The 21,309-nt window shown below is 68.5% G+C and carries 21 protein-coding genes; 4 read left to right on the top strand and 17 right to left on the bottom strand.

The genetic code is table 11. The annotated features are described in order from the left end of the window. Positions 1–3: 3 nt before the first annotated feature. The 6 genes from DEJ12_RS15240 to DEJ12_RS15215 all read right to left on the bottom strand — a co-directional run bounded on the left by DEJ12_RS15240 (position 4) and on the right by DEJ12_RS15215 (position 4,978). A complete protein-coding gene (locus DEJ12_RS15240) occupies positions 4–966 on the bottom strand; it encodes a sporulation-delaying protein SdpB family protein (RefSeq protein WP_111030632.1) in 963 nt (320 codons plus the stop codon). After that, positions 957–1,388: an SdpA family antimicrobial peptide system protein gene (locus tag DEJ12_RS15235; protein WP_181433098.1), complete on the bottom strand. Its 432-nt coding sequence runs from the start codon at positions 1,386–1,388 to the stop codon at positions 957–959. Before DEJ12_RS15235 ends, DEJ12_RS15240 begins: the two co-directional genes overlap by 10 nt. A 122-nt stretch (positions 1,389–1,510) precedes the next feature. Beyond that, on the bottom strand, positions 1,511–2,059 hold the full coding sequence (locus tag DEJ12_RS15230) for a hypothetical protein (protein ID WP_111030630.1): 549 nt from the start codon (positions 2,057–2,059) through the stop codon (positions 1,511–1,513). 27 nt (positions 2,060–2,086) lie between these two features. Further along, positions 2,087–2,641, bottom strand: a complete 555-nt coding sequence (locus DEJ12_RS15225) for a hypothetical protein (protein WP_111030629.1) — start codon at positions 2,639–2,641, stop codon at positions 2,087–2,089. A gap of 293 nt (positions 2,642–2,934) precedes the next feature. Beyond that, positions 2,935–3,984 carry a methionine synthase gene (locus tag DEJ12_RS15220; RefSeq protein WP_111030628.1) on the bottom strand — a complete coding sequence of 350 codons (1,050 nt, stop codon included), beginning with the start codon at positions 3,982–3,984 and terminating at the stop codon, positions 2,935–2,937. Positions 3,985–4,021: 37 nt separating this feature from the next. Beyond that, on the bottom strand, positions 4,022–4,978 hold the full coding sequence (locus DEJ12_RS15215; protein WP_111030627.1) for a putative oxygenase MesX: 957 nt from the start codon (positions 4,976–4,978) through the stop codon (positions 4,022–4,024). Positions 4,979–5,097: 119 nt separating this feature from the next. On the opposite strand from DEJ12_RS15215, the gene DEJ12_RS15210 reads away from it, so the two are divergent. Further along, on the top strand, positions 5,098–6,039 hold the full coding sequence (locus DEJ12_RS15210) for a LysR family transcriptional regulator (protein ID WP_111030626.1): 942 nt from the start codon (positions 5,098–5,100) through the stop codon (positions 6,037–6,039). Between the two features lie 65 nt (positions 6,040–6,104). On the opposite strand, the gene DEJ12_RS15205 is transcribed toward DEJ12_RS15210, so the two are convergent. The 5 genes from DEJ12_RS15205 to DEJ12_RS15185 form a co-directional block, all read right to left on the bottom strand. Beyond that, on the bottom strand, positions 6,105–7,436 hold the full coding sequence (locus DEJ12_RS15205) for a family 20 glycosylhydrolase (protein WP_146245570.1): 1,332 nt from the start codon (positions 7,434–7,436) through the stop codon (positions 6,105–6,107). 250 nt (positions 7,437–7,686) lie between these two features. Continuing rightward, positions 7,687–8,211: a hypothetical protein gene (locus tag DEJ12_RS15200; RefSeq protein WP_111030624.1), complete on the bottom strand. Its 525-nt coding sequence runs from the start codon at positions 8,209–8,211 to the stop codon at positions 7,687–7,689. A gap of 50 nt (positions 8,212–8,261) precedes the next feature. Next, positions 8,262–8,888, bottom strand: a complete 627-nt coding sequence (locus DEJ12_RS15195; protein ID WP_146245569.1) for a hypothetical protein — start codon at positions 8,886–8,888, stop codon at positions 8,262–8,264. 155 nt (positions 8,889–9,043) lie between these two features. Further along, positions 9,044–9,529 carry a hypothetical protein gene (locus DEJ12_RS15190; RefSeq protein WP_111030622.1) on the bottom strand — a complete coding sequence of 162 codons (486 nt, stop codon included), beginning with the start codon at positions 9,527–9,529 and terminating at the stop codon, positions 9,044–9,046. Positions 9,530–9,790: 261 nt separating this feature from the next. Then, positions 9,791–10,252, bottom strand: a complete 462-nt coding sequence (locus tag DEJ12_RS15185) for a hypothetical protein (protein WP_111030621.1) — start codon at positions 10,250–10,252, stop codon at positions 9,791–9,793. Positions 10,253–10,279: 27 nt separating this feature from the next. On the opposite strand from DEJ12_RS15185, the gene DEJ12_RS15180 reads away from it, so the two are divergent. After that, positions 10,280–11,764 (top strand): MFS transporter, encoded by a 1,485-nt coding sequence (locus DEJ12_RS15180; RefSeq protein ID WP_146245568.1) that lies wholly within the window; start codon positions 10,280–10,282, stop codon positions 11,762–11,764. Between the two features lie 16 nt (positions 11,765–11,780). Here DEJ12_RS15180 and DEJ12_RS15175 read toward each other — a convergent pair whose 3' ends face one another. Both DEJ12_RS15175 and DEJ12_RS15170 read right to left on the bottom strand, forming a co-directional pair. After that, the gene (locus tag DEJ12_RS15175) at positions 11,781–13,514 is read right to left on the bottom strand and encodes a glycosyltransferase (protein WP_111030619.1); all 1,734 of its coding nucleotides are present in this window, start codon (positions 13,512–13,514) and stop codon (positions 11,781–11,783) included. Between the two features lie 3 nt (positions 13,515–13,517). Continuing rightward, a complete protein-coding gene (locus tag DEJ12_RS15170; protein ID WP_111030669.1) occupies positions 13,518–14,705 on the bottom strand; it encodes a hypothetical protein in 1,188 nt (395 codons plus the stop codon). 199 nt (positions 14,706–14,904) lie between these two features. Here DEJ12_RS15170 and DEJ12_RS15165 point away from each other — a divergent pair, with 199 nt between their 5' ends. After that, complete coding sequence (locus tag DEJ12_RS15165; RefSeq protein WP_111030618.1) at positions 14,905–16,128, top strand: endo-1,4-beta-xylanase; 1,224 nt, start codon at positions 14,905–14,907, stop codon at positions 16,126–16,128. 52 nt (positions 16,129–16,180) lie between these two features. Here the strand turns inward: DEJ12_RS15165 and DEJ12_RS17850 are convergent, their stop codons facing one another. From DEJ12_RS17850 to DEJ12_RS15145, 4 genes are all read right to left on the bottom strand, one after another. Next, positions 16,181–16,678 (bottom strand): hypothetical protein, encoded by a 498-nt coding sequence (locus DEJ12_RS17850; RefSeq protein ID WP_146245567.1) that lies wholly within the window; start codon positions 16,676–16,678, stop codon positions 16,181–16,183. 191 nt (positions 16,679–16,869) lie between these two features. Beyond that, positions 16,870–17,184, bottom strand: a complete 315-nt coding sequence (locus DEJ12_RS15155) for an SdpI family protein (RefSeq protein ID WP_181433097.1) — start codon at positions 17,182–17,184, stop codon at positions 16,870–16,872. Positions 17,185–17,291: 107 nt separating this feature from the next. Then, entirely contained in the window at positions 17,292–17,948 is a 657-nt protein-coding gene (locus tag DEJ12_RS15150; RefSeq protein WP_111030615.1) for a response regulator, read from the bottom strand. After that, positions 17,945–19,657: a sensor histidine kinase gene (locus tag DEJ12_RS15145; RefSeq protein ID WP_111030614.1), complete on the bottom strand. Its 1,713-nt coding sequence runs from the start codon at positions 19,655–19,657 to the stop codon at positions 17,945–17,947. Before DEJ12_RS15145 ends, DEJ12_RS15150 begins: the two co-directional genes overlap by 4 nt. Before the next feature lie 153 nt (positions 19,658–19,810). Between DEJ12_RS15145 and DEJ12_RS15140 the strand changes: the two genes are divergently transcribed. Further along, positions 19,811–21,304, top strand: coding sequence for a CitMHS family transporter (locus DEJ12_RS15140; RefSeq protein ID WP_111030613.1), 1,494 nt, complete (start codon positions 19,811–19,813; stop codon positions 21,302–21,304). The last annotated feature ends 5 nt before the right edge of the window (positions 21,305–21,309 follow it).

Below are 21,309 nucleotides of genomic sequence, written 5' to 3'. Positions count from 1 at the left end.
CGCTCACCGGACCCCAGCGCCACCCACGCTAGGGCTGTGCACGGTGGCGTGGTGCCTTCTGCCGAGACGGGACCAGAACTGGTGCGTCTGCTCATGCGGCGTGTACGGCATCGCGGCGATGCCGACGATCGCAATCATGATCAGCCCGAAGCTCCAGAGCCCCATCGTGATGATGATCGCCCCGTGCAGCACCACGCACAGGACCAAGGCAATCGAACGACTTCGCGGGCCACACAGAATCAGCACACCGATCGCGATCTCCGATATCACCGCACCCCAGGTCACGCCCACCGTCACAGCGGGCAGCGTTGTTGCAGCTTGTAGGACAGGAGCAAGCGGTCCGCTCGCCCCGAAGAACGGGTCCCGAAGGACGTAGTACTCGGCTGTGCCGTTGACCCATTCGGGTGCAAACAGCTTGGCGATCGCGGCGTTGAAGTAGATCGCAGTGACCTGCACTCGCATGACCATGAGACCTGCGAGCGCCACTTGTCGGCGCCAGTTCGCGACTGTCTGCGGCGGACCGAGCAGCCAGCGACGTCGGTCGGCGAAACTGACGACGACAAGGAGCAGGGTGCACACCGCGGCCGCTTGGTCGCCCCCGTCGGGGAGCGAGATCGACCCAGCGATCGAGAACGCAACCCACGCGTGCAGGATCGCCATCACGGTCGGCGCAACCCCAGCCGCAACCCCGATGAGGATCATGACCATGGCGGATGTGACGAGCGCATCGGGCAAGGATCGTCCAAGGCAGTATGTCGAAGCGTTTCGAAGCCCATCACAAACCGGTCCGGCTCCGCTTCCCACCAGAGTCTGCATCAACGCGTCGTACGGCGTTGCCACGAGGATCGTGAGTTGAGCCAGCACGAGCGTCCCGCGAAAGCCGCTGAAGCGGAGCGTCTGAAGGTCAAAGCTGCGGAGGGTGCGCCGCAGCCGGGGCCCGCTCACCTCGGCGAAGATCAGTTGCACGACACCTCCACACGTGCAGCCTTCAGCACCCGGAAATTCGGGAGATCGAAGCTACGGAACTCGAACGGAGTCGCCTTCTCCTGAGCGAGGAGGAGATCTCCGCAGAGAGTCTTCCGCTTCGCCCCATTCCTCAGAGCCTGCGGTCGCTCTTCGGCCGCCTGTCGGATGCACTTCTGAGACGCAGACTTGTCCACGCACTTCTTCCAGTTCGCCACCTGCTGATGCAGCGCTGCTAGCTCAGGACCCTGCGCACGCTGAGCGCGCGAGACGCCGAACAGGTTCGTTGCTTTGCCTTGCGGCAGCGAAAGCGCCGAGTCGCCTGTCTGCGTGCGGTAGGCGACGTATTGCCGGCCCTTGGAAGATGCGGTGAAGAACTCCCAACGCTGTGGAGCGATTGTCAGCACTGCATCTCGCACCTTCACCGCGGCAGGATCACGACTCGACAACGCGTGTGGAGACAACGACTCCACAATGCTCAGTGCCGTCCAACTCATCAGCAGTACGGCCGTTGTCGCAAATGGCCAAAGCGCTCGTTTCGGGCCCATCAGCCCAGGGCGCGAGTCAGCTCCGCGGCAAAGAGCGCGCCGGAGTCACGGTCTGCTGACTTCGGCCCCCAGAACTTCACCGAGACCGAAACAGCCGCCCAGACCAGGACACCGACTGCGACGACCACCAGGCACTTGCCATCACCGGTGATCGTGGCGGGCTCCGAGGTTGCGATGCGTTCGGTTGCGGTTTCGAACGCGTGCAGTGCATCGAGCACTCGGTACGGGTCGCCGCTCTGCAGCGGGACGGTGATGTTGTCGCGGAACTGCGGGTAGGCGTTCTGGTACTCCACAGTCACGGCGGAGATCTGCGCAGCTGTCAGCTTCTGCTCGCCGCTTGGTACGTACTTTGCAAGCTCCGGGTGCTCGGCGATGATCCGCCCCTGCCCGGTGAAGAGCTCGATCACGTTCCGGTCAGAAAGCGCAGCCCGTTCGGCGGTGAGGTGTTGCGTCGTCGGTGTTGCTGCCTGGACCGGCGCAGCCGGCACTGTGGTTGCAGCGGAAACGGTGACCATCACGGCCGCAGCCGCGATCATGATCTTCGACATCGAAGGTTTTTCCTCTCGAGGTTCTTGTCAGTTGCTCGACGGCAAAGCAGCCGCCAGCTCGGCCGCGAACTGTTCCTCGGTCAGGGCGGAGCCGGATCGGCCCGCAACCCAGACAAGGACGCCCAACCACAGCGTTGCAGCGACAGCGACGGCGACCAGCAGGGCGCACTTGCCGTCGCCGGTGATGGTGGCGGATTCCGAGGTTGCGATGCGTTCGGTTGCGGTTTCGAACGCGTGCAGTGCATCGAGCACTCGGTACGGGTCGCCGCTCTGCAGCGGGACGGTGATGTTGTCGCGGAACTGCGGGTAGGCGTTCTGGTACTCCACAGTCACGGCGGAGATCTGCGCAGCTGTCAGCTTCTGCTCGCCGCTTGGTACGTACTTTGCAAGCTCCGGGTGCTCGGCGATGATCCGCCCCTGGCCCGTGAACAGCTCGATCACGTTGCGGTCAGAGAGCGCAGCCCGCTCGGCAGCGAGGTGCTGCGTTGTCGGTGACGTTGCGTGGGCCGGCAGCGCCGGCACTGTGGTTGCAGCGGAAACGGTGACCATCACGGCCGCAGCCGTAATCATGAACTTCGACATCGAAGCCCCCTTCTCGCGCGGCCCCTCCGCGCACGGGTATGAACGTACATGATGTGAAGTTTGAAGCGCAACATATCGAACGATTGGAAATGCGGCGCTCGCAGAACCCGCTAACGCTGTTCGGGTTCGGGTTCGGGTTCTGGTTCTGGTCGCGACACCAGTACCAACGCGCCCTGTCGAGCGGGCAGAAGACGCGCCTCCAGGCCGGACCGAAAGCCGCGCACGCGGCGGACGCAACACGAACGGCGGCTCTCCTCCTTCCGGAAGAGAGCCGCCGTGGTGTCTCGCGGCGATCAGTGGGCCGACGGGGCCGCCGTGCCGACGAGCTCGGCCCGCACGATGTCCGCACCAGCCGACAGCGCGCCGAGCTTGTCCAGCGCCGCACCCCGCGCCAGGGGAGCCATCCCGCAGTTGGAACTCGGGATGAGCTTGTCTGCATCGACGAACTCGAGCGCCCGACGCAGCACCTCCGCGACCTCCTCCGGAGTCTCCACGGTCTCGGTCGCGACGTCGATCGCCCCGAGCATGACCTTCTTGCCGCGGATCAGCTCGACGAGCTCGAGGGGAACGTGGGAGTGGATGCACTCGAGCGACACGATGTCGATCGAGGACTGCTGCAGCAGCGGGAAGGACTGCTCGTACTGCCGCCACTCCGCGCCGAGCGTCTCCTTCCACTTGTTGTTCGCCTCGATGCCGTAGCCGTAACAGATGTGCACGGCGGTCTCAGCGCGCAGGCCCTCGGCGGCACGCTCGAGCGCGGCCACGCCCCAGTCCTGCACCTCGTCGTGGAAGACCGTGAAGGCAGGCTCGTCGAACTGGATGATGTCGACGCCGGCGTCCTGCAGTTCGCGCGCCTCTTGGTTGAGGATCGTGGCGAACTCCCACGCCAGCTTCTCGCGGCTCTTGTAGTGCTGGTCGGAGAGGGTGTCGATCATCGTCATCGGGCCGGGGAGCGCCCACTTGATCGGCCGGTCCGTCTGGGCGCGCAGGAAGCGGGCGTCGTCCACGAACACGGGCGCACGACGGCTGACGGCACCGACGACGGTCGGGACGGCCGCGTCGTACCGGTCGCGGATGCGGACGGTCTCCTTGCGCTCCAGGTCGACGCCGTCCAGGTGCTCGATGAACGTCGTGACGAAGTGCTGGCGGGTCTGCTCGCCGTCGCTGACGATGTCGATGCCGCGGCGCTCCTGCTCGTGCACGGCGGAGCGCAGGGCGTCCTGCTTGCCCTCGGTCAGTGCTGCTCCCTGCAGCTCCCAGGGGGACCAGAGCCGTTCGGGCTCGGCGAGCCAGGACGGTTTCGGCAGGCTGCCGACGATCGAGGTGGGGAGGAGAGAACGCATGGGGGTGATGGTCCAGTCAGTCGAAGGGCAGAGGAAGTCAGCTCGCGAGGGCGGGGTCAGCCCACCGGGCGAGGAGTGCGTGGTGCGGCCGCACCAGGTGCTCCTCGGTCCACCGGCCCTGCGTGATCCCGAGGCGGCCGCGCTCCTCGCGGTCGTACGTCACCGGGGTGGGCGTGAAGTCGGCGTGGTCGAGGGTGGGGCGGTAGGTGCTCTCTGCCGGGGTGTTCGCGGCGTAGACCTCCGGGCGGTAGATCTTCTGGAAGGTCTCCATGGTGGCGATCGTGCCGATGAGCTGGAGGTCCGTGTAGTCGCCGGTCAGGTCGCCGCGCGTGTAGAACGCGAGCGGGGCAGCCGCCCCGGCGGGCTGGAAGTACCGGACCCGCATGCCCATCCGGCCGAAGTAGTCGTCGGTGAGCGAGGAGTGCTCGTGCTCGTACTCGGCGCCGAGCACCGGGTGGACGTACCCGTTCCGGCGGTAGGTCTGGCTCGTCGAGACGCTGATGCAGACGACGGGCTCGGCAGTGAACTGCGATCCGAACACGTCTGACTCCAGGAAGCGCTGGAAGAGCGCCCCGTGCAGCTGGCCGAAGTCGGACGGCAGCGACGGCGACGACGGCAGCAGCACCGAGAAGTCGTAGTCGCGCAGGTACGACGAGAAGTTGTTGCCGAGGATCCCCTGGTGGCGCTCGCCGGTGTGCTGGTCGAGGATCGTGACGTCGAGCATCTCGAGCAGCGGGAACTCCGCGTCCGACCCGCTGTCTGAGAGCTCGAGCGCCACCGAGACGATGTCGAGCTGCAGACGGTAGCGGTCGTGCGCCGCGGCCAGCTCGTTCGCGCGCCCGTCGATCATCGCCAGCGCAGCGCGGAGGTTCTGCTGACGGTGCTCGCCGCGCGCCAGGTTGGCGAAGTTCGTGGTCAGCCGGGAGCTGTCGGCGGGGGAGTAGTCCTCGTCGAACCGGGTCCGGGTGATGCTGAAGGTGAGGTCGTTCGCCATGGTCGGCAATCTGTTCGTCGAGCGCCCGCGGGCGCTGGGGAAGGGGTGCCTCGATCATGACGGGAAAGGCGAGCCATCAGGTAATACCGAGACGCTATGCACCGGTATAGCCTCGGCCTATGGCCCGTGTCTCGAACGACATCACCCTGCAGCAGCTCCGGTACTTCATCGAGGTCGCGACGGAGGGCTCGATCAGCGCAGCGGCCGACCTGCTCTACGTGTCGCAGCCGACGATGTCCGCGGCGATGAAGGACCTGGAGACGCGGATCGGGCGCCCGCTGTTCACCCGCTCGGCCAGAGGAGTCGTGCCCACCGTCGACGGCGTCGAGTTCCTCGGGTACGCCCGGCAGGTCGTCGAGCAGGTCTCCCTGCTCGAGCAGCGGTACGTCGGCGGCCAGCGGTCGCGTCGGCTGCTCGGGGTGTCCGCCCAGCACTACTCGTTCGCGGTGGAGGCCTTCGTCCGTATGGTCGAAGCGGCTGCTGCGGAAGAGTACGAGTTCTCGCTGCGCGAGACGCGCACCTGGGACATCATCGAAGACGTCCGCACGCTGCGCAGCGAGGTGGGCATCCTCTACCGCAACGACTTCAACAAGCAGGTGCTCGGCAAGCTGCTGCGGGACGCCGGCGTCGTGTTCACGCCGCTGTTCGTCGCGCAGCCGCACATCTTCGTGGCCAAGCGGAACCCGCTCGCGTCACGGGAGCGTGCGACCCTCGAGGACCTCGCCGACCTGCCTCGGCTGACCTTCGACCAGGGCGCGAACAACTCCTTCTACCTGGCCGAGGAGATCCTGTCGACGATGTCGAGCAAGCGGGAGATCCGGGTGTCGGACCGGGCGACGATCTTCAACCTCATGATCGGTCTGGGCGGGTACACGATCTCGACCGGGCTGATCAGCGACGACCTCGACCCCGAGATCGTCGCCATCCCACTCGACGTCGACGAGCGCATCGAGATCGGCTGGATCGCGCACGCCTCGGTTCCCCTCACCGTGCAGGCGCAGGCATACCTGGACGAGTTGCGTGCGGTGGTCACCAGCTACGGCGTCGAGCCGCTCGGGTAGGCAGGCGGCGGGTCCGGCGGGTCCGGCGGGTCCAGCGATCGGCCTGGAGGCCCGACATGCGTCCGTCAGGAGGCTGCGGTCTCGAGCATCGCCGTCACGTGCGGTGCGCTCCACCGCAGGAGCGCGTCAGATGGCGGGTCCTCGAGGTCCTCACCCCAGATCGCGACGGCCGCGCCCGACATCGGAGCCGCGAGCAGCGAACCGGAGTCGCCGTCCCACGTCCGGAGTGACCAGTTCTCGCGGAGATCGGCGACGGTGTACTCGCTGTCGGCCGGGTTGAGGTCGGTCGGCACCTCGTACAGGTAGTACGAGTTGTAGTTGAGCAGGTCGATCCCGGCCTGCTGCAGGTCGACCGCACTCGCCCGTCGCGCTCGCCGTTCGCGCCGCTCGGCTGCGTCCTCGGTGTCGCCGTCGAAGCTCCAGTAGGTGACGTGGATGCGCGGATCGAGTCGCCCGATCGCGACCCGATCGATCCCGTCGTTCCAGGCCCAGACCTCGCGGTTGCCGACCGTGGCCGCCATCGCGTTCATCCAGGCGACGCGCTGGCCGGCGGTGACGTCGTCGCCCCATTCGTCGCCGCCGATGTGCACGGTTCGGCTGGCAGGGAAGGTCCGCTGCACCTCTGCGTACAGCTTCTTCGCCAGGGCGAGACTCTCCGGCGCCGACGTGTCGAGTTCGTTCTCGCCCGAACGGATGCGGTCGACCCACTTCGTGCCGTGTTCCGCCTCGAGCAGGTCGAATGCCGCAGCCATGTGGCCCGGAGTATCGATCTCGGGCACGATCGCGACACTCCGCTTCGCTGCGTAGTCGGCGATCGAGCGTGCCTGCGCGGCGCTCAGGAACGGGCGATGGGTCACGCGGCTCGTGTACACGCCGTCGTCGAGATCAGCGTTCGCAGGGGTCTGGCCGAGCACCGTGCTCTCGATCCCGACGTTCTGGTCATCGGTGAGGTGCAGATGCAGGAAGCGGCCGCCGTCGTCGGCGAGGAGGTCGATGTACCGCTTGAGCAACGCCACGGGGTAGTAGGCGCGAGCGACGTCGAGCATCACGCCCGTCTCCGGACGCGCGCGGGTCGTCGGCTTGGTGGTGACGGTCGCGGTCGACGTGCGGCACTGCTTCGCCGAGTACGCACCGGCGCAGGCGAGGACGGAGTAGTTGCCGGCCGCGGTACGGGAAGGGGTCCCGCGCACTGCGGTGACCGAGGTGCTCGAATCAGCGGCGAGTGCCTTCACCGCGACCCGGCCGAGTGTGTACTTCTTCGTGCCGGCGGACATGTACAGCCAAGCGGAGGAAGCCGGCTTCCGCACGGCGGCAGTGTTCTTGACCTTGAGGGTGGTGCGCACGGCACTGCCGGTCGAGGTGACGGTGGTGGTCGCGGTGACCTTCGTGACCGTCACCGCCGAGGCTGGGGTGTCCGCTGATCCTGCCGTTGCACGGATGCCGACCAGAGCTGCCGCCGACACGGCGATCGCCAGACCGACCGCGAGCACGCGTCTGGCAGACGATCCGGGACCCACGTGCCCCTGTTGACGCACCACGACGTTCTCCCCCTCGAACACCCGTTGCCCTCGCTGGATCAGGATGCGCGCACGATCGTATCCGCACCGCGTCGAACGCACACCGCCCAGCGGCGTGCAGCGGGACTCCTCAGCGGACCTCCGCGCTCGACCACAGCGCACGCGCAAGACTCCGACCTCGGCGAAGAATCGGCTGCAGGCTGAGGACAGCCCCGACGACCAGCGTGCCGGCCTGTGCGAGGAGGAACGCCACGAGCGCCACCGGGATGAACGCGGTGACGATCCAGGCGGCGGCGAACCCCACGAGCATCACTGCGAGGACCCGCACCGCGGTGGAGTTCCGCGAACCGCGAAGGGCCAGCAGCCCGGCGGCTGCGAAGGCCAACGGGACGAGCGCCTGCAGGATGACCGCGATGGGGAGCAACAGCTGGCTGCTGGTCGCCGGCGACAGAGCGCTCACGAAGACGACGGTGGCGGCCGCGAAGACGAGGTGCACGGCGTCGCGAGCGAGCGCAGCACCGGCAGCGGCCACGACTCCTGCTGAGACCGAGATCGCAGCGACCATCAACACCGGCCCTCCTGCGATCAGATGCGTTCCGATGAAGCCGAGCAGGTTGTCGACCGCCAGCAGCGAGGCGCCGGTGGTGGCGACCATCAAGGCGGCGGTGGCAGCTCTGCGCACGGAGGGCCGGGTGCTTGACGCCCTCACCGCTCGTCTCCAGTGAGCGGGCGCACGGTGTCGCCGACCGCGCGGTACGCGGTCGCGCACTGCCGCTTGAGCCGGGGACCTATCGGGGACAGCGCCGCAATCCATCGTTCCTCATCTGCGATCCCGAGGATGCGGCTCCGGCCGAGGTCGTCGATCGCCGCGTGCACCTCGGCAGTGACCCCTGGGAAGAGCGCGCTGTACTGATCTGCCGATGTGCTGCGCTGCTTCGGATGCTGCACGTACCGCTGGCCCTCACTCGAGACGAACAGCACGCAGGTCGTCATGTAGTCCTGCTCGGGAGTGAGGGGCACGGGCACTCCGAGGTCGTTCGCAATGCGAGGTGTTCCCTTCGGAGGCTTCACGGCGGAGACGGTGGCGGGAGCTCCGATGACGTACCAGTGCTCACCCCTGGTCACCACTCGCCCGGCACCGAACGTGCCGTCCCAGTCCGCGAGGGTCTGCGGCACCGACACCGCATGCGCGTAGACACGGATGAAGGTTGGTGAGTCCCCGTCGAGACAGTCGAAGCCACGCATGCTGTCCCAGAATGCGAGGTCGTCATGCAGTGCATCCGCCCGCACGCACGGCACTGTTGCGCGGAGCTCATCGGCGATCATCTGCATCGAAGCCACGCCGAGTGCGGGTGCGGGTGTCTGCGTCGGTGACTCAGCCCGTCGCGTCCGATCGTCGGGGCCCGACGAGCACGCGGACAGAGCGGCTGCGGCGACGCAGATCGAGGCAACGGCCTCGATGCTGCGTCGCCGCGATCGTTGGGGCGTCACTGCCACTGCACGCCGGCCCAACCGGTGCCCGTGAGGCCCTTCATCTTCTTGGTGGCGGCCACGTTGCCCCAGGGGACGAACTTCGAGCGCCCGGTCCCGCAGTTCAGGGTCGTCCAGGTCGGAGCGTGCCGCGAGTTGAACGACTTCCCCCAGATGCAGGGATTCGAGTTGCCCTGGTGCTTGTACCACTTGTACTGCACCTGGGTCGAAGCCTTCGAGCCGATGACGCTGCAGCCGTTGAGCGACTGGGTCATCTTGGCGACGACGGCGAACGCTCGGTCCTTGCAGTTCCCCGAACGGGTGGACCGCCCGTCGTCGGCGGTGACGACTTCCCCGGTGGGATCGAAGCTCTCGTCCACGACGACGTTCGTCGGCAGCTCGACCGGCGTCGTGGTCTGAGCTTGGGCGGGTGCAGCGATCAAGAGTCCCGCCGCAACTGCGACGGTCGTGACTGCGGATGCGACCGAAAGGGTCTTCTTCATGTGTTTCCTCCCCAATTCGTCACCGTGATCACGGTGAACTCGCCCAGAATGCTGCATATCAATACGAAGCACAACCTTGCAGGTGCGATCCTCAAAGGACGCGCCCGGCGCGCTCCCGACGTGACCGGAAGACGGCCTGGAGGCGCGTGGCGGCGCCGCCACGCGCCTCCAGGCCGCCGTGTGGTGTCGACGGAAACCGGCCCGGTCGCAGGATCGGCCTGCGCCCTTGGCGGGAAGCGCTTCCGTTGTTGCGGTGCTTACTCAGCGCGTGCGCGCAGCGAGATCGCTGTAGGCCGCCGCGTACCAGCCGACGGTGCCGTCTCCGGCGGTCGGGCCGATCGTGATCGCCGCGCTCGACGTGACCACGTACAGGTCCTCGTCGTGTCCGCATTGGACGGAGCGTGACGTGAGTCGCTTGCCCGTCTCCGACCCGTTCGCACCGATGCGTCCGGCCCACACGGCCATCTGCACGGTTTCGTCACCCTGGCAGGTGATCGAGACGCGGATCCGCGCACGGTCTCCGGCTCCGTCGGTGCCGAGGGAGAGTCGGCTGGATGAATCGTTGGTGCCGGCACCGCTGCCGAGTCCGCCAGGTTGTCCGGCCCATCGGTCCTGCACGCGCTGCATCCAGTCGGAGTGGGCCTTGTCGTTCTCCTCCGGCGTCGGGCGATCAGAACAGGCCGTGAGCGACACGAGGGCCACGACGGCGACGCCGATGATCACCGTGCTGCGTCGAAGGCCTCGGCGGGCGTGGGGGAGCGGAGTGCGCATGTCGTGGCAAGTGTGGCGCAAGTGGGGAGGGGCTGCATCCTCGCGATCGTCCGCACTGCACGTGGGGTTCCCTTTCCACTCCCTCATGGGAAGGCGCGAGCAGGCGTCCTACTGTCGTCTCAACCCGAGGTGCCCGAACGCCGGCTGGGACGTCGGCGGCGGCTGCGGGGCTCGGCGGAGGTGAGGAGGACGGCGATGCCCCTGCGCGTCTTCTTCCCCCTCGTGTCCCTGACGTACGGGATCGGGAACTGGTTCACCTACCTGGCGCTGATCGTCTACGTGCAGACCCAGGCCGGATCGACCGCGAGTGCGGGGCTGTTCGTGGCACAGACGGTCCCGGCACTGCTTGTCGCCGGTCACATCGCTCGAGCTGTTCCGATCGAGAGCGTCCGCAGGGCGTGGATCGGCTGCCAGATCACCCTGGCCGTGATGACGGTCGGCGCGGCGTTCTTCGTCGAGCACCTGTGGGTGGTCTACGTGTACGCGGGGTCGAGCATGATCGTCCGTGCGGTTGCAAATCCGCTCCTGCTGTCGCTCGTGAGCTCGTCGGTCAGTGCTTCCGAGAGGCCGACGGTGCTCCGCTCGGTGAGTGCGACGTCGGCAGTCACCCTCGCCGTCGCGCCGGCCGTGGGGGGTTCACTGCTCCCGGTGATCGGGCCGACGTGGTTGCTGCTCTTGAATGCGCTGATGTTCGTCGGCGTCGGAGCAGCCATGTGGGCTCACGGCGGTGTCGGACGTGCGTTGCGAGCGGCTCGTGATCATGGCGGGAGGACGGCGACCGAGCTGCGCACGGGGAGCTGGTTCCGCTTGCCGGGGTTCGCCGCCCTCGTTCGCGTGGAAGGGTCCGATCTGTGGGCCTGGCGACAGCCCTACACACGGCTGTGGATGCTCCTCCTCATCGCAGGCGCGATCCTCAACATCATCGAGACACCCCTCGTGTTCGAGGTCGTGAAGCTCGGCGAAGCCGCGTACGGATGGATGCTCGCCGCCTACGGATGCGGCGGCCTCGTCGTGCTGCTCAGCAACCTGCGCCGTGGTCGCGCCCGGGACCTGGCGCACGGGAACGATCGTCTCCACACTTCGATCTCAGGAGTGGCGCTGGCCGCAGGCTTCCTCGCGGTTTCAGTTGTTGCGTTGGTGAGACCGTCGGAACTCGCCACGGTGGTGACAGCGGTCGGCGCCTTCTTCCTCCTCGGGTACGGAGCGAGCTGGCTCTCGGGGACGTCGCGGGCGTGGCTGAACTCGTCGTTCCAAGATCAGGGTGACTCCGTCACGAAAGCGATGTGGACCTGGGCTTCGCAGGTCACGCTCGCGATCAACCTCGTCGTCTACCTCGCGTTCTTCGTCATCTACGCGCTGGTCCCGACCGGAGCGTGGATGCTGGTGCCTGCCCTGGTCGCCTACGGCACGCTCCTGGTGGCCCTTGCACGGACCCGATCTCCACGAACGCTCCTCGTGGGCTGAGTCGAGGGCCTGTACCTCAGCCCGTCGCGTCCGACGCAGACCCCTGGTTCGTCAGCCCGTGCTCCGTCTTCTCCCAGTAGTGCGGCCGGGTCAGGAGCTGCCAGAGCGCCTTGTAGGCGGCGATGGAGTGCAGCGTCCAGTACACGGGGTTCAGGAGCGACCAGAGGATCAGGTGGAAGGTCCCGCGCTTGAACGGGCCCATCATCGACAGGTAGATCATGATCGCGTTGCCGACCAGGAAGTTGAACAGGCACAGCCACAGCACCCACACCGGGAACAGTGCGTCGACGGTCTCCCGCGGCAGGAAGAACGTGACGGCGGTGAGCGCGTAGAACGGCAACACGCAGAGGAACGTCGCCGGGGTGCCCGCGATGAGCAGGACGAACGCCGCGAACCGGACGATTCCGATCTCACGGACGAGTGCGAGCGGCCGACGGGCGTGGACCAAGCTGGTCTGCATGTAGCCCTTGATCCAGCGGGACCGCTGCCGGATGAAGTTCGGCACCGAGGTGTTGGCCTCCTCCATGGTGGTGGAGTTGATGACGCCCACGCGGTACCCGACGGCGCTCGCCCGGATGCCGAGGTCGGCGTCCTCGGTCACGTTGTAGGGGTCCCAGCCGCCGAGCTCGATGAGCGATGCCGTGCGGAAGTGGTTCGACGTGCCGCCCAGGGGGATCGGCAGGGACGCGTGGTCCAGACCGGCCAGCATGTAGTCGAACCAGTAGGAGTACTCCAGCGTGAACATGCGGGTGAGGACGTTCTCACGGGCGTTGAAGTAGTTCAGTGCTGCCTGCACGCACACCGTGGCCTCGCCACCGCGCTCGAACGCGATCAGTGCCTTCTTCAGCTGGTCGGGGTCTGGTGTGTCCTCGGCGTCGTAGATCACGAGGTACTCGCCGGTCGCGACGTAGAGTCCGACGTTGCACGCACGTGGCTTTGTCTGCGGGTGCCCCTTCGGCACGGTGATGACGCGGAAGTGCGGTGGTGGGTTCGCCGCGGCGATCGCGTCCCGTGTCTCCTGGTCCTCTTCCTCGGTCAGGATGATGACCTCGAGCTTGTGCACGGGGTAGTCCAGGCCGCCGAGGTTGTCGATCAGCTGGGCGACGATGTTCGCTTCGCGGAACACGGGCACGAGGACGGTGTAGCCGGGGAGGTCGGCGTCGTCCAGGGCAGAGACCTCGGTGTCGGTGATCCGTTCGACGACGTCGTAGCGGGCTCCCTGCGTGGCGACGACGAACTTGAAGCCCGTCCCGGCGAGGAACACGAGGCTGGCTGCGATCAGCGCTGCGATCGCGGTCTGGACGGGCCAGATGATCCCGCACGCCACGGCGATCACGGCGAGGACGATGCCCGAGGCCTTCTGTGACCGCGAGAAGACGACGCGGGCGGAGAGCGTCGGGTTCCGGTCATGGAGTTGGTTCGCAGCGGCATCGGCCACGGCCCCGTGGAACTGGCTCAGCACGGCACGGCGGAGGGTCCAGCTGTCGACCGAGACGAACGTGACCGGAGCCCCGAGCTCCTCGGACAACGCATCCCCGAGTGCGGCGTCGTCGGCCCGGCCGGAGGTGAGGACGAGGATGCTGCCGTCCTGTAGCACGCGGACCGGCATCCAGTCCTCGGCGAGGTACCGCTGCCCGGATCCGGGGCGCTGCAACGCCGGGTCGATCCCGGAGGCCTCGAGCTCGGTGAGTTCATCGGGGCGGGACGTGGCTGTGTGCCGGCCGGGCCCGGAGAGGTGCGGGGTGGTCACTCGTCACCACCACCCGAGGGAGTCACCGATGGCGGCCATCCACTCCAGCGTGATCGGCCGGTTGAACGCAGCCGCCCACGCGATCACGATCTGCGCCGCGCCCACGGCGGCGATCAGGCCGCTCACCCGGGTGGTCCGGGCGGCCGGGACCACGGCGATGCCCATCATCGTCATGATGAGGAACACGTTGCCCGCGGAGTTCACCGGGATGAGGCCACCCACGTAGCCGATGATCAGTGCCCCGAAGACGAACACCGAGATCAGGACCGAACCGGGCCGACGACTCAGCAATGCCAGGGCGCAACCGCTCGCGACCGGGGCGAGGATGAGCAGCCCGTTGAGCGTCGTGACGAGCTCCGGGACCAGCCCCCAGAGCGCAGGGTCGTAGTGGACGGCGTTCTGGAACACCAGCAACGGGTTCCGTCCGAACAGTGCCTCGAGGAACATCACCGCACCGAAGACCGCGATGGTCGGGAACAGCACGATGAGCACGTTCGACCATCTCGCGCCCGACTCGCTCCGCCGTGCGACGGAGAGCAGCGGGGCCGTGATCGCCGCCGCGACCACGAGGACGAGCCCCGAAGCGTCCGCCAACGCCGCGAGCATGAAGAGGATCCCCGACTCGAAGCCGGCCTTGGTGTTCCGGCTGGAGACGAAGCGGACCATGTTGATCGCGCCGATCCCGAACAGCGCGATGCCGAGGAGCGCCTCGAAGTTGCCCGTGGCGGTGTACGCGAAGAGCGGGTTCGCGCCGATCGCGACGAGGAAGACCGTGCTCTTCCACCACGGGAAGCGTCGTTGGACCATGGCCTCGAGCAACTGCTGCAGCAGGATCCCGGCGACCAGTGCCCCGGCGACCGCGAGTCCGGCGGCGCCGCCGGGGATGAGCCGCACGAGGATCGTGCCCAGCGGCGGGTACAGCTCGCTGAGCCACGAGACGTCTGCGCGGTCCCAGCTCAGTGTCGCGACGTGGTCCACGACGGAGCGGTTGACGGTGACGTCGGCCACGGTGGGGTCGGCGCTGACGGCTGCGAGCACCAGGAACGGGACGGCGAACGCGAGCCGGAGCAGCCATCGTGCGCCCGCGCGGCTCGGGAACGGTTCCAGCCGTGTGCGCGTGTGGCCGTCCGCACGCGCGGCTTCCAGCTCGCGACGCAGGGCACCTGCACGTTCTGCTTCCAACAAGACCACGGGGGCCACCTCACAGCAAGGCCGACTCGGTCTTGGTTGACATCGATTTCCGGCCCGACAGTGATGCCGTGCACCCCGCAGCAGTGCGGATGCGAACGCATCCTCTCACCCCCGGCCGGTTTCCGGGTGACGGCGACGATCCCCGCTGCTATGTTTGCGCGCACAACAAATCCCGGACGACGATGTCGGAGGACGCGCGATGACGCACGCACCAGATCACCGCTTCGGCGAGACGACCCTGACGGTCGTCGATGCCGAAGGCAATCCCATCCACGATGCCGACATCACCGTCGAGCAGACCCGCCATGCCTTCGCCTTCGGCAACATCGGCTTCGACTTCATCGAACTGGCCAACGGCGAAGCGCAGGACGAAGCAGGCACCGAGCACCTCGCCGACCTCTACACCGACGTCTTCAACACCGCGACGCTCCCGTTCTACTGGGGCCGCTTCGAGCCCGAGCGCGGAGCCCCGGACACCGCCAGACTCCTGACGACGGCGCAGTGGTTCCGCGACCGCGGCATCGCCCTCAAGGGTCACCCGCTCGTCTGGCACACCGTGCAGCCCGACTGGCTGCTGGGGCTCCCGCTGGACGAGGTCGAGCAGCTCCAGCGGGAGCGCATCCGCCGCGAGGTCTCCGCCTTCGCCGGCACGATCGACACCTGGGACGCCATCAACGAGGTCGTCATCATGCCGGTGTTCGACAACGGCGACAACGCGATCACCCCGCTCGCCCGCGCCAAGGGCCGCATCCCGATGATCCGGATGGCCTTCGAGGAGGCCCGCGCCGCCAATCCACACGTCACCCTGCTGCTCAACGACTTCGACCTGTCGAGTGCGTACGAGTGCCTGATCGAGGGCGTGCTCGAGGCCGGCGTACAGATCGACGCCATCGGACTGCAGACCCACATGCACCAGGGCTACTGGGGCGAGGACACGATGCTCGCGATGGTCGACCGGTTCGCCCGCTACGGCCTGCCGCTGCACCTGACCGAGACCTCGCTCGTCTCCGGCGACCTCATGCCCGCGCACATCGTCGACCTCAACGACCACCGGGTCGCTTCGTGGCCGTCGACGCCCGAGGGCGAGGCGCGCCAGGCCGACGACGTCGAACGGCACTACCGGAGCCTGGTCGGCCACCCTTCCGTCGAGGCGATCACCTACTGGGGCATCACCGACGCCGGCGCCTGGCTCGGCGCCCCGATCGGACTCGTCCGCGCCGACGGGACACCCAAGCCGTCGTACGAGGCCCTCCGCCGCCTGGTCAAGGAGGAGTGGTGGCTCGGCCCGACGGTGCTGCGCACCGACGACCGCGGTCGGGTGCAGGTCCGCGGCTTCCGCGGCGACTACCGGGTCGACGTGCGCGGCACGTCCGCCCCGTTCGCCGTCACCGACGTGCCCACGCAGGTGCAGATCGTCGCCTGACCACCTGACGGACTGGAGGCCCGGTGCGGCCCCGCCCCGCGCCTCCAGTCCGTCAGCGGCGGGCCTGGCTGTGGGGGTGCTCATGGCTCTGATCGCGGTGGTGCGCTTTGCTGGGCGAGACCAGCGGACCGCCCGCGGCACCGTGAGGGGTGGACTTGATGCGCCTGAGCAGACCGCACGGACGGCTCCTGCTCGTGCAACGCTCGCTCCTCGTGACCGCTGTGTTGGCGTCGGGGCTCGCGCTGGTGACCGGGTGCAGTTCGCCCCGCCTGCCGCCGTCGTCCGCAACCGCCGTCGAGGTGACGAAGGTGTACCTGGCTGCGGCGAAGGCGCAGCGGTGTGACGTGACGAAGGCGTTGACGCTCGACAGCACGTGGGCGTGGTGCCGGAACCCGACGCTGCGGAAGTACACCGTCGCGGACAAGGCGGAATCGGTGCCGTTCAACCCTGGCCACAGGACGGAGTCGTGTGTCGACACGACGGTGACGAGTCGAGCGTCGGAGGAATCGGAGCCGATGAACGGGACGCGCACGTGGAGCTTCTGCTTCACGAAGACGGCGTCCGGATGGCGCCTCACGGACCAGGGACAGGGCTAGGGCGCGCGCCCCTCCTGAGGCGGCCGGAAGGGCCAGGCGTCAGCGTGGGTGTGCGGCACCGCGACGACCTGGAGGTACGGGCTGACCATCTCGAGCAGCTCGACGACGTCACCGCTGAACCACGCCCGGGCCCCCGTGTCCGCCGTCACCTGGTCGCGCGTCCTGCGGCCACCACACCCCAGAAGGCTCCGCCGACGAGGATCGCGGCGCACGCGACGAACGCGGGGATGTCGTCGGCGCGTCCGAGTGCGATATAGACCAGGCTCACTGACACGGTCGCGCCGCCGGCGATGCTCGTCGGGACGATCGCTGCTCGGTGGCCGATGATCCAGCTCTCGTCGCTGCGCATGGTCGCCCGGGTACGGATGCCGACGAGCCCGTTCCTGCCGATGGTGCCCCGCGCCGGCAGGACGACGAAGACGATGGTCAGGACGGCGGCTGCCATCTCGATCGCGATCACGTGATCTCCTTCTGGGTCGGTCATCACGCTCGCGTGTGGCTGAGATCGGAGCGCGTCAGACCAAACCTGCCGGTATCCGGTGAAATACGCAAGGGCAGCAGGGCCCGTCACCGCCGCACGTACCGGTGCTCCGGCCGCCCCGCAGCCCCGTACCGCAACTGCATCGCCACGGTCCCGTCCGCCGTGAGCTGCGCCAGGTACCGCTGGGCCGTCGCCCGCGAGACCCCGATCGCCGCAGCCACCTCGGCGGCGGATCGTTCCTCACCGGCGACGAGCTGCTCGAGCACCAGCGCCGCCGTGGCTGCCCGGGACGGCGAGGCCCCACCGCTGTCGCCGGCGTGCAGGATCCGGAACGCCCGCTCGACGGCCTCTTGATCGAGGGTCGACCGCTCGTCGAGCACGTTCCGCGACCGTGCGTACGCCTGCAGCCGCTCGGCCAGCACCCCGGCTGCGAAGGGCTTGATCAGGTAGGCGAGTGCCCCGCTCCGCATCGCCCGCCGCACGGTGCCCGAGTCCGAAGCAGCGCTCAGCACGAAGGCATCGGTGTCGATCGACCGCAGCAGGTCGAGCCCGCTGCCGTCGGGCAGGTACACGTCGACGAGCACCAGGTCCACGGTCCCGCTCGACAGCGCGGCGCGGGCGGCCGCGAGGGTCCCGACGGGTTCGAGCGCCCGGAACCCCGGCACGTCGTCGACCTGCCGCCGGTGCAGGTCGGCGACGTGGAAGTCGTCGTCGACCACCAGCACGGTGAAGACGGAACTCACGACACCACTCCTTCCAGTCGGGCGCAGAAGACCGCGCCGTGGTCGGCACCGCCGGGGGAGGCGAGCCACACGTCACCGCCGTGCCGCCGGGCGATCTCCCGCGACAACGGCAGCCCGATCCCGAGCCCGTGCACCTGCGAGACGTCCTCCGACGCAGGAGCAGCCGCCGGCCCGCGCACGAACAGCGAGTCCGCGGCATCGTCCGGCACCCCCGGCCCGGAGTCCATCACCGACAGGTGCAGGGTCGCGCCGTCGTCGAGCACCTCGACCTCCACCCACGGGGATCCGCCGTCCCTCGACTGCTCGTCCCCGCCGGTGAGGGCCGCCGACACCGCGTTGTCGACCAGGTTGCCGAGCACGGTCGTCACGTCGCCCGGCTCGGTGATCGTCCCCTGCACGAGCGTCTCCGCCCCGATCCGCAGCAGCACCCCACGCTCGGCGGCCTCGACGCCCTTCGCCCCGAGGAACGCCTGCAGGTACGGCTCGGTCAGCCGGTCGGCGTGCTGCACCGGGTAGCGCAGCGGCCCGCGCTCCTGCACGTCCGCCAGGTACGCGCGCGCCCGGGTGGTCTCGCCGATGTCGAGCAGCCCCGAGATCGCGTGCAGCCGGTTCGCGAACTCGTGGCGCTGCGCGCGGAGCGCCGTGCTCATCGCCCCGACGGCGTCGAGTCGCCGGGTCAGGGCCTCGACGTCGGTGCGGTCGCGCAGGACGGTGACCCGGCCCAGGTCGCGTCCGTCGCGGAACACCGTGCGGACGTCGACGAGCAGCACCCTGTGCCCGGCGACGATCGTGGCGCTCGCCGGGGCAGCGGAAGTCACATCGAGCATCGACCCGAGCGGCGCGGGCAGGTCGAGGGAGGCCACCGGACGGCCGACCGGGTCGGCCAGTCCGAGCAGTCGCACGGCTTCGGGGTTGCAGACGGTGACGACCCCCGACGGGCCGATCGCGATGACGCCTTCACCGACGCCGCCGAGCACGGCCTGCTGGTTCTGCACGAGCGTCACGAGCTCTTCCGGCTGCAGCCCGAGCGTCAGCCGCACCAGCCTGCGTCGGATCAGCACCGAGGCGATCACCGCGAGCAGGACCGCCGCCAGCCCGGCACCGATCACCGGCATGCTGTCCTCGACCAGGGTGTCGTAGACGCGTGCCCGGTTGAACCCGACGCTCACCTCGCCGACGACGGCGGACTGCCGGGAGGCCCGGCTCGTCTCCGCCCCGCCGGCCACGGGCGCGGAGACGGGCACCTTCGCCCGCGCCGACTCACCGAGCGTGCCGCGTGCCCAGGACACGGTCTCGCGGCCCGCGAGTGCGGCGTCGGGGGAGGTGCTCACCATCTCGCCGATCCGGTCGGTGTCGGGATGGGCCAGCCGGATGCCCCGGTCGTCGGTGACCACGACGAAGAGTGCCCCGGTCCGGCGCTGGGCCGCGAGTGCCGCTCGCTGGACGGGCCCGTCGGCGAGGGCCGCGGGGTCGAGGTCGGTGCCGTCGACGCTCAACCGGGCGACCGCAGCCCGGACGTCGGACTGCGCGGCGACGCTCTGTGCGATCGCGAGTGCGGTCCCCTCGGCAGCGCGCTCCAGCCGGGTGACCTCGATCCGGACGAACACGGCACTGGTCAGGGCGACGACGGCGACGACCACGGCGAGCTGCAGCACGAGCACCTCGGTGGCGAAGCGGAGCCTGGGGCGCCGTGAACGGTCGTCGGTCACGACCCCAGCGTACGGAGGGCGAGCCGACCTGCCTGCGCACAATGCGCAGAAAGCGGTCAACGCGCGATGGTGCGCCAATGTGCAGAAGCGCGCCGCGCCTCCAGGCCGGGTCGTAGCGTGCCCGGACTGCCAGACACGGACGAAGGAGTCCTGATGCTCGTCATCCTCGGGTACGCGATGGTCCTGACCTTCATGGTCCTGATCATGACCAAGCGCATGTCGCCCATGCTCGCGCTGATCATCGTGCCGACCGTGTTCGGGCTGTTCGCCGGGGCGGGTCTGGGACTCGGCGACATGGTGACCGAGGCGATCGGCACGCTGGCACCGACGGCCGCGCTCCTGATGTTCGCGATCATGTACTTCGGGCTGATGATCGACGTCGGCCTGTTCGACCCGCTCGTCCGGTTCATCCTGCGGGTGACCGGCAACGACCCGGCGAAGATCGTGCTCGGGACGGCTCTGCTGGCCGGTGCGGTCTCGCTCGACGGGGACGGCTCGACGACGTTCATCGTGGTCACGGCGGCGATGCTGCCGATCTACCTGAAGCTCGGCATGAGCCCGGTCGTGATGACGTGTGTGGCGGGTCTGACGAACGGCACGCTCAACATCGTGCCGTGGGGCGGGCCCACCGCCCGTGCCGCCGCCGCGCTGAAGATCGACCCGACGGACATCTTCGTGCCCCTCGTGCCGTCGCTCGTGGTGGGGCTGCTGCTGTGCTTCACGTTCGCGTGGACGATGGGCCTGCGGGAGCGCAAGCGCCTCGGGCTGATCGAGTTCACCGAGGCCTCGCGGGGTGCGCGGGTGCCGGAACGGGCGAACGCTCGGGCCGGGTCGCGGGTGCTCGCGGCGGTGGGTGGGACCGGCGGCGGGATGTTCACGAGCCCCACGGTCGCGCTCGGACTGCGCGGCGGGAAGGCCGACGGTCGGCGTGCGGACGGCGATGGCGTGGACGGCGCGGGGTCGGGGGACGAGAGCACGGGGACCGGCACCATGGCCGAGACGATGCTCGACCCGAACCGCCCGACCCTGCGGCCGAAGCGGATCTGGTTCAACCTGGCGCTGACCGTCGCGGTGATGGTGGCGCTCGTGCTGGGGCTCCTGCCGCTGCACTTCGTGTTCATGATCGGCACGGCGATCGCCCTGCTCGTGAACTTCCCGCAGCTCAAGCAGCAGACCGCGCAGATCGTCGCGCACGCCCCGAGCATCGTCGGTGTCGTGTCGATGGTGTTCGCCGCCGGGGTGCTGATCGGGGTGCTCGACGGCACCGGGATGGTCGCGGCGATGGCCGACTGGCTCGTCGCGGTGATCCCGGACTCGATGGGCCCGTACCTGGCGGGCATCACCGGTGTGCTGAGCATGCCGCTGACGTTCTTCATGAGCAACGACGCGTTCTACTTCGGGATCCTGCCGGTGCTGTCCGAGAGCGCTTCGGCGTACGGGATCACACCGGCCGAGATGGCGCGGGCCTCGGTCGTCGGGCAGCCGGTGCACATGCAGAGCCCGCTGGTCCCCGCGATCCTGCTGCTGGTGTCGCTGGCCAACGTGAACCTCGGCGACCACCACCGGAAGGTGCTGTGGCGGGCGGCCGTGGTCGCGATGGCGATGCTCGTGGTGGCGATCGTGGTGCGGGTCATCCCGTTCGGGTGAACCGA

The organism is Curtobacterium sp. MCLR17_059 (genome assembly GCF_003234665.1).
Taxonomy (GTDB): Bacteria; Actinomycetota; Actinomycetes; order Actinomycetales; family Microbacteriaceae; genus Curtobacterium; species Curtobacterium flaccumfaciens.
Note: the sequence above shows the minus strand (reverse complement) of the source record. Positions and strands in the feature narration are given on the sequence as shown.

Bases quoted from the DNA above. Each gene is read 5' to 3' on its own strand.
- DEJ12_RS15230 (WP_111030630.1), bottom strand. From the start codon at position 2,059: ATGTCGAAGATCATGATCGCGGCTGCGGCCGTGATGGTCACCGTTTCC.
- DEJ12_RS15225 (WP_111030629.1), bottom strand. From the start codon at position 2,641: ATGTCGAAGTTCATGATTACGGCTGCGGCCGTGATGGTCACCGTTTCC.
- DEJ12_RS15220 (WP_111030628.1), bottom strand. From the start codon at position 3,984: ATGCGTTCTCTCCTCCCCACCTCGATCGTCGGCAGCCTGCCGAAACCG.
- DEJ12_RS15215 (WP_111030627.1), bottom strand. From the start codon at position 4,978: ATGGCGAACGACCTCACCTTCAGCATCACCCGGACCCGGTTCGACGAG.
- DEJ12_RS15210 (WP_111030626.1), top strand. From the start codon at position 5,098: ATGGCCCGTGTCTCGAACGACATCACCCTGCAGCAGCTCCGGTACTTC.
- DEJ12_RS15200 (WP_111030624.1), bottom strand. From the start codon at position 8,211: ATGGTCGCCACCACCGGCGCCTCGCTGCTGGCGGTCGACAACCTGCTC.
- DEJ12_RS15195 (WP_146245569.1), bottom strand. From the start codon at position 8,888: ATGCAGATGATCGCCGATGAGCTCCGCGCAACAGTGCCGTGCGTGCGG.
- DEJ12_RS15190 (WP_111030622.1), bottom strand. From the start codon at position 9,529: ATGAAGAAGACCCTTTCGGTCGCATCCGCAGTCACGACCGTCGCAGTT.
- DEJ12_RS15165 (WP_111030618.1), top strand. From the start codon at position 14,905: ATGACGCACGCACCAGATCACCGCTTCGGCGAGACGACCCTGACGGTC.
- DEJ12_RS15140 (WP_111030613.1), top strand. From the start codon at position 19,811: ATGCTCGTCATCCTCGGGTACGCGATGGTCCTGACCTTCATGGTCCTG.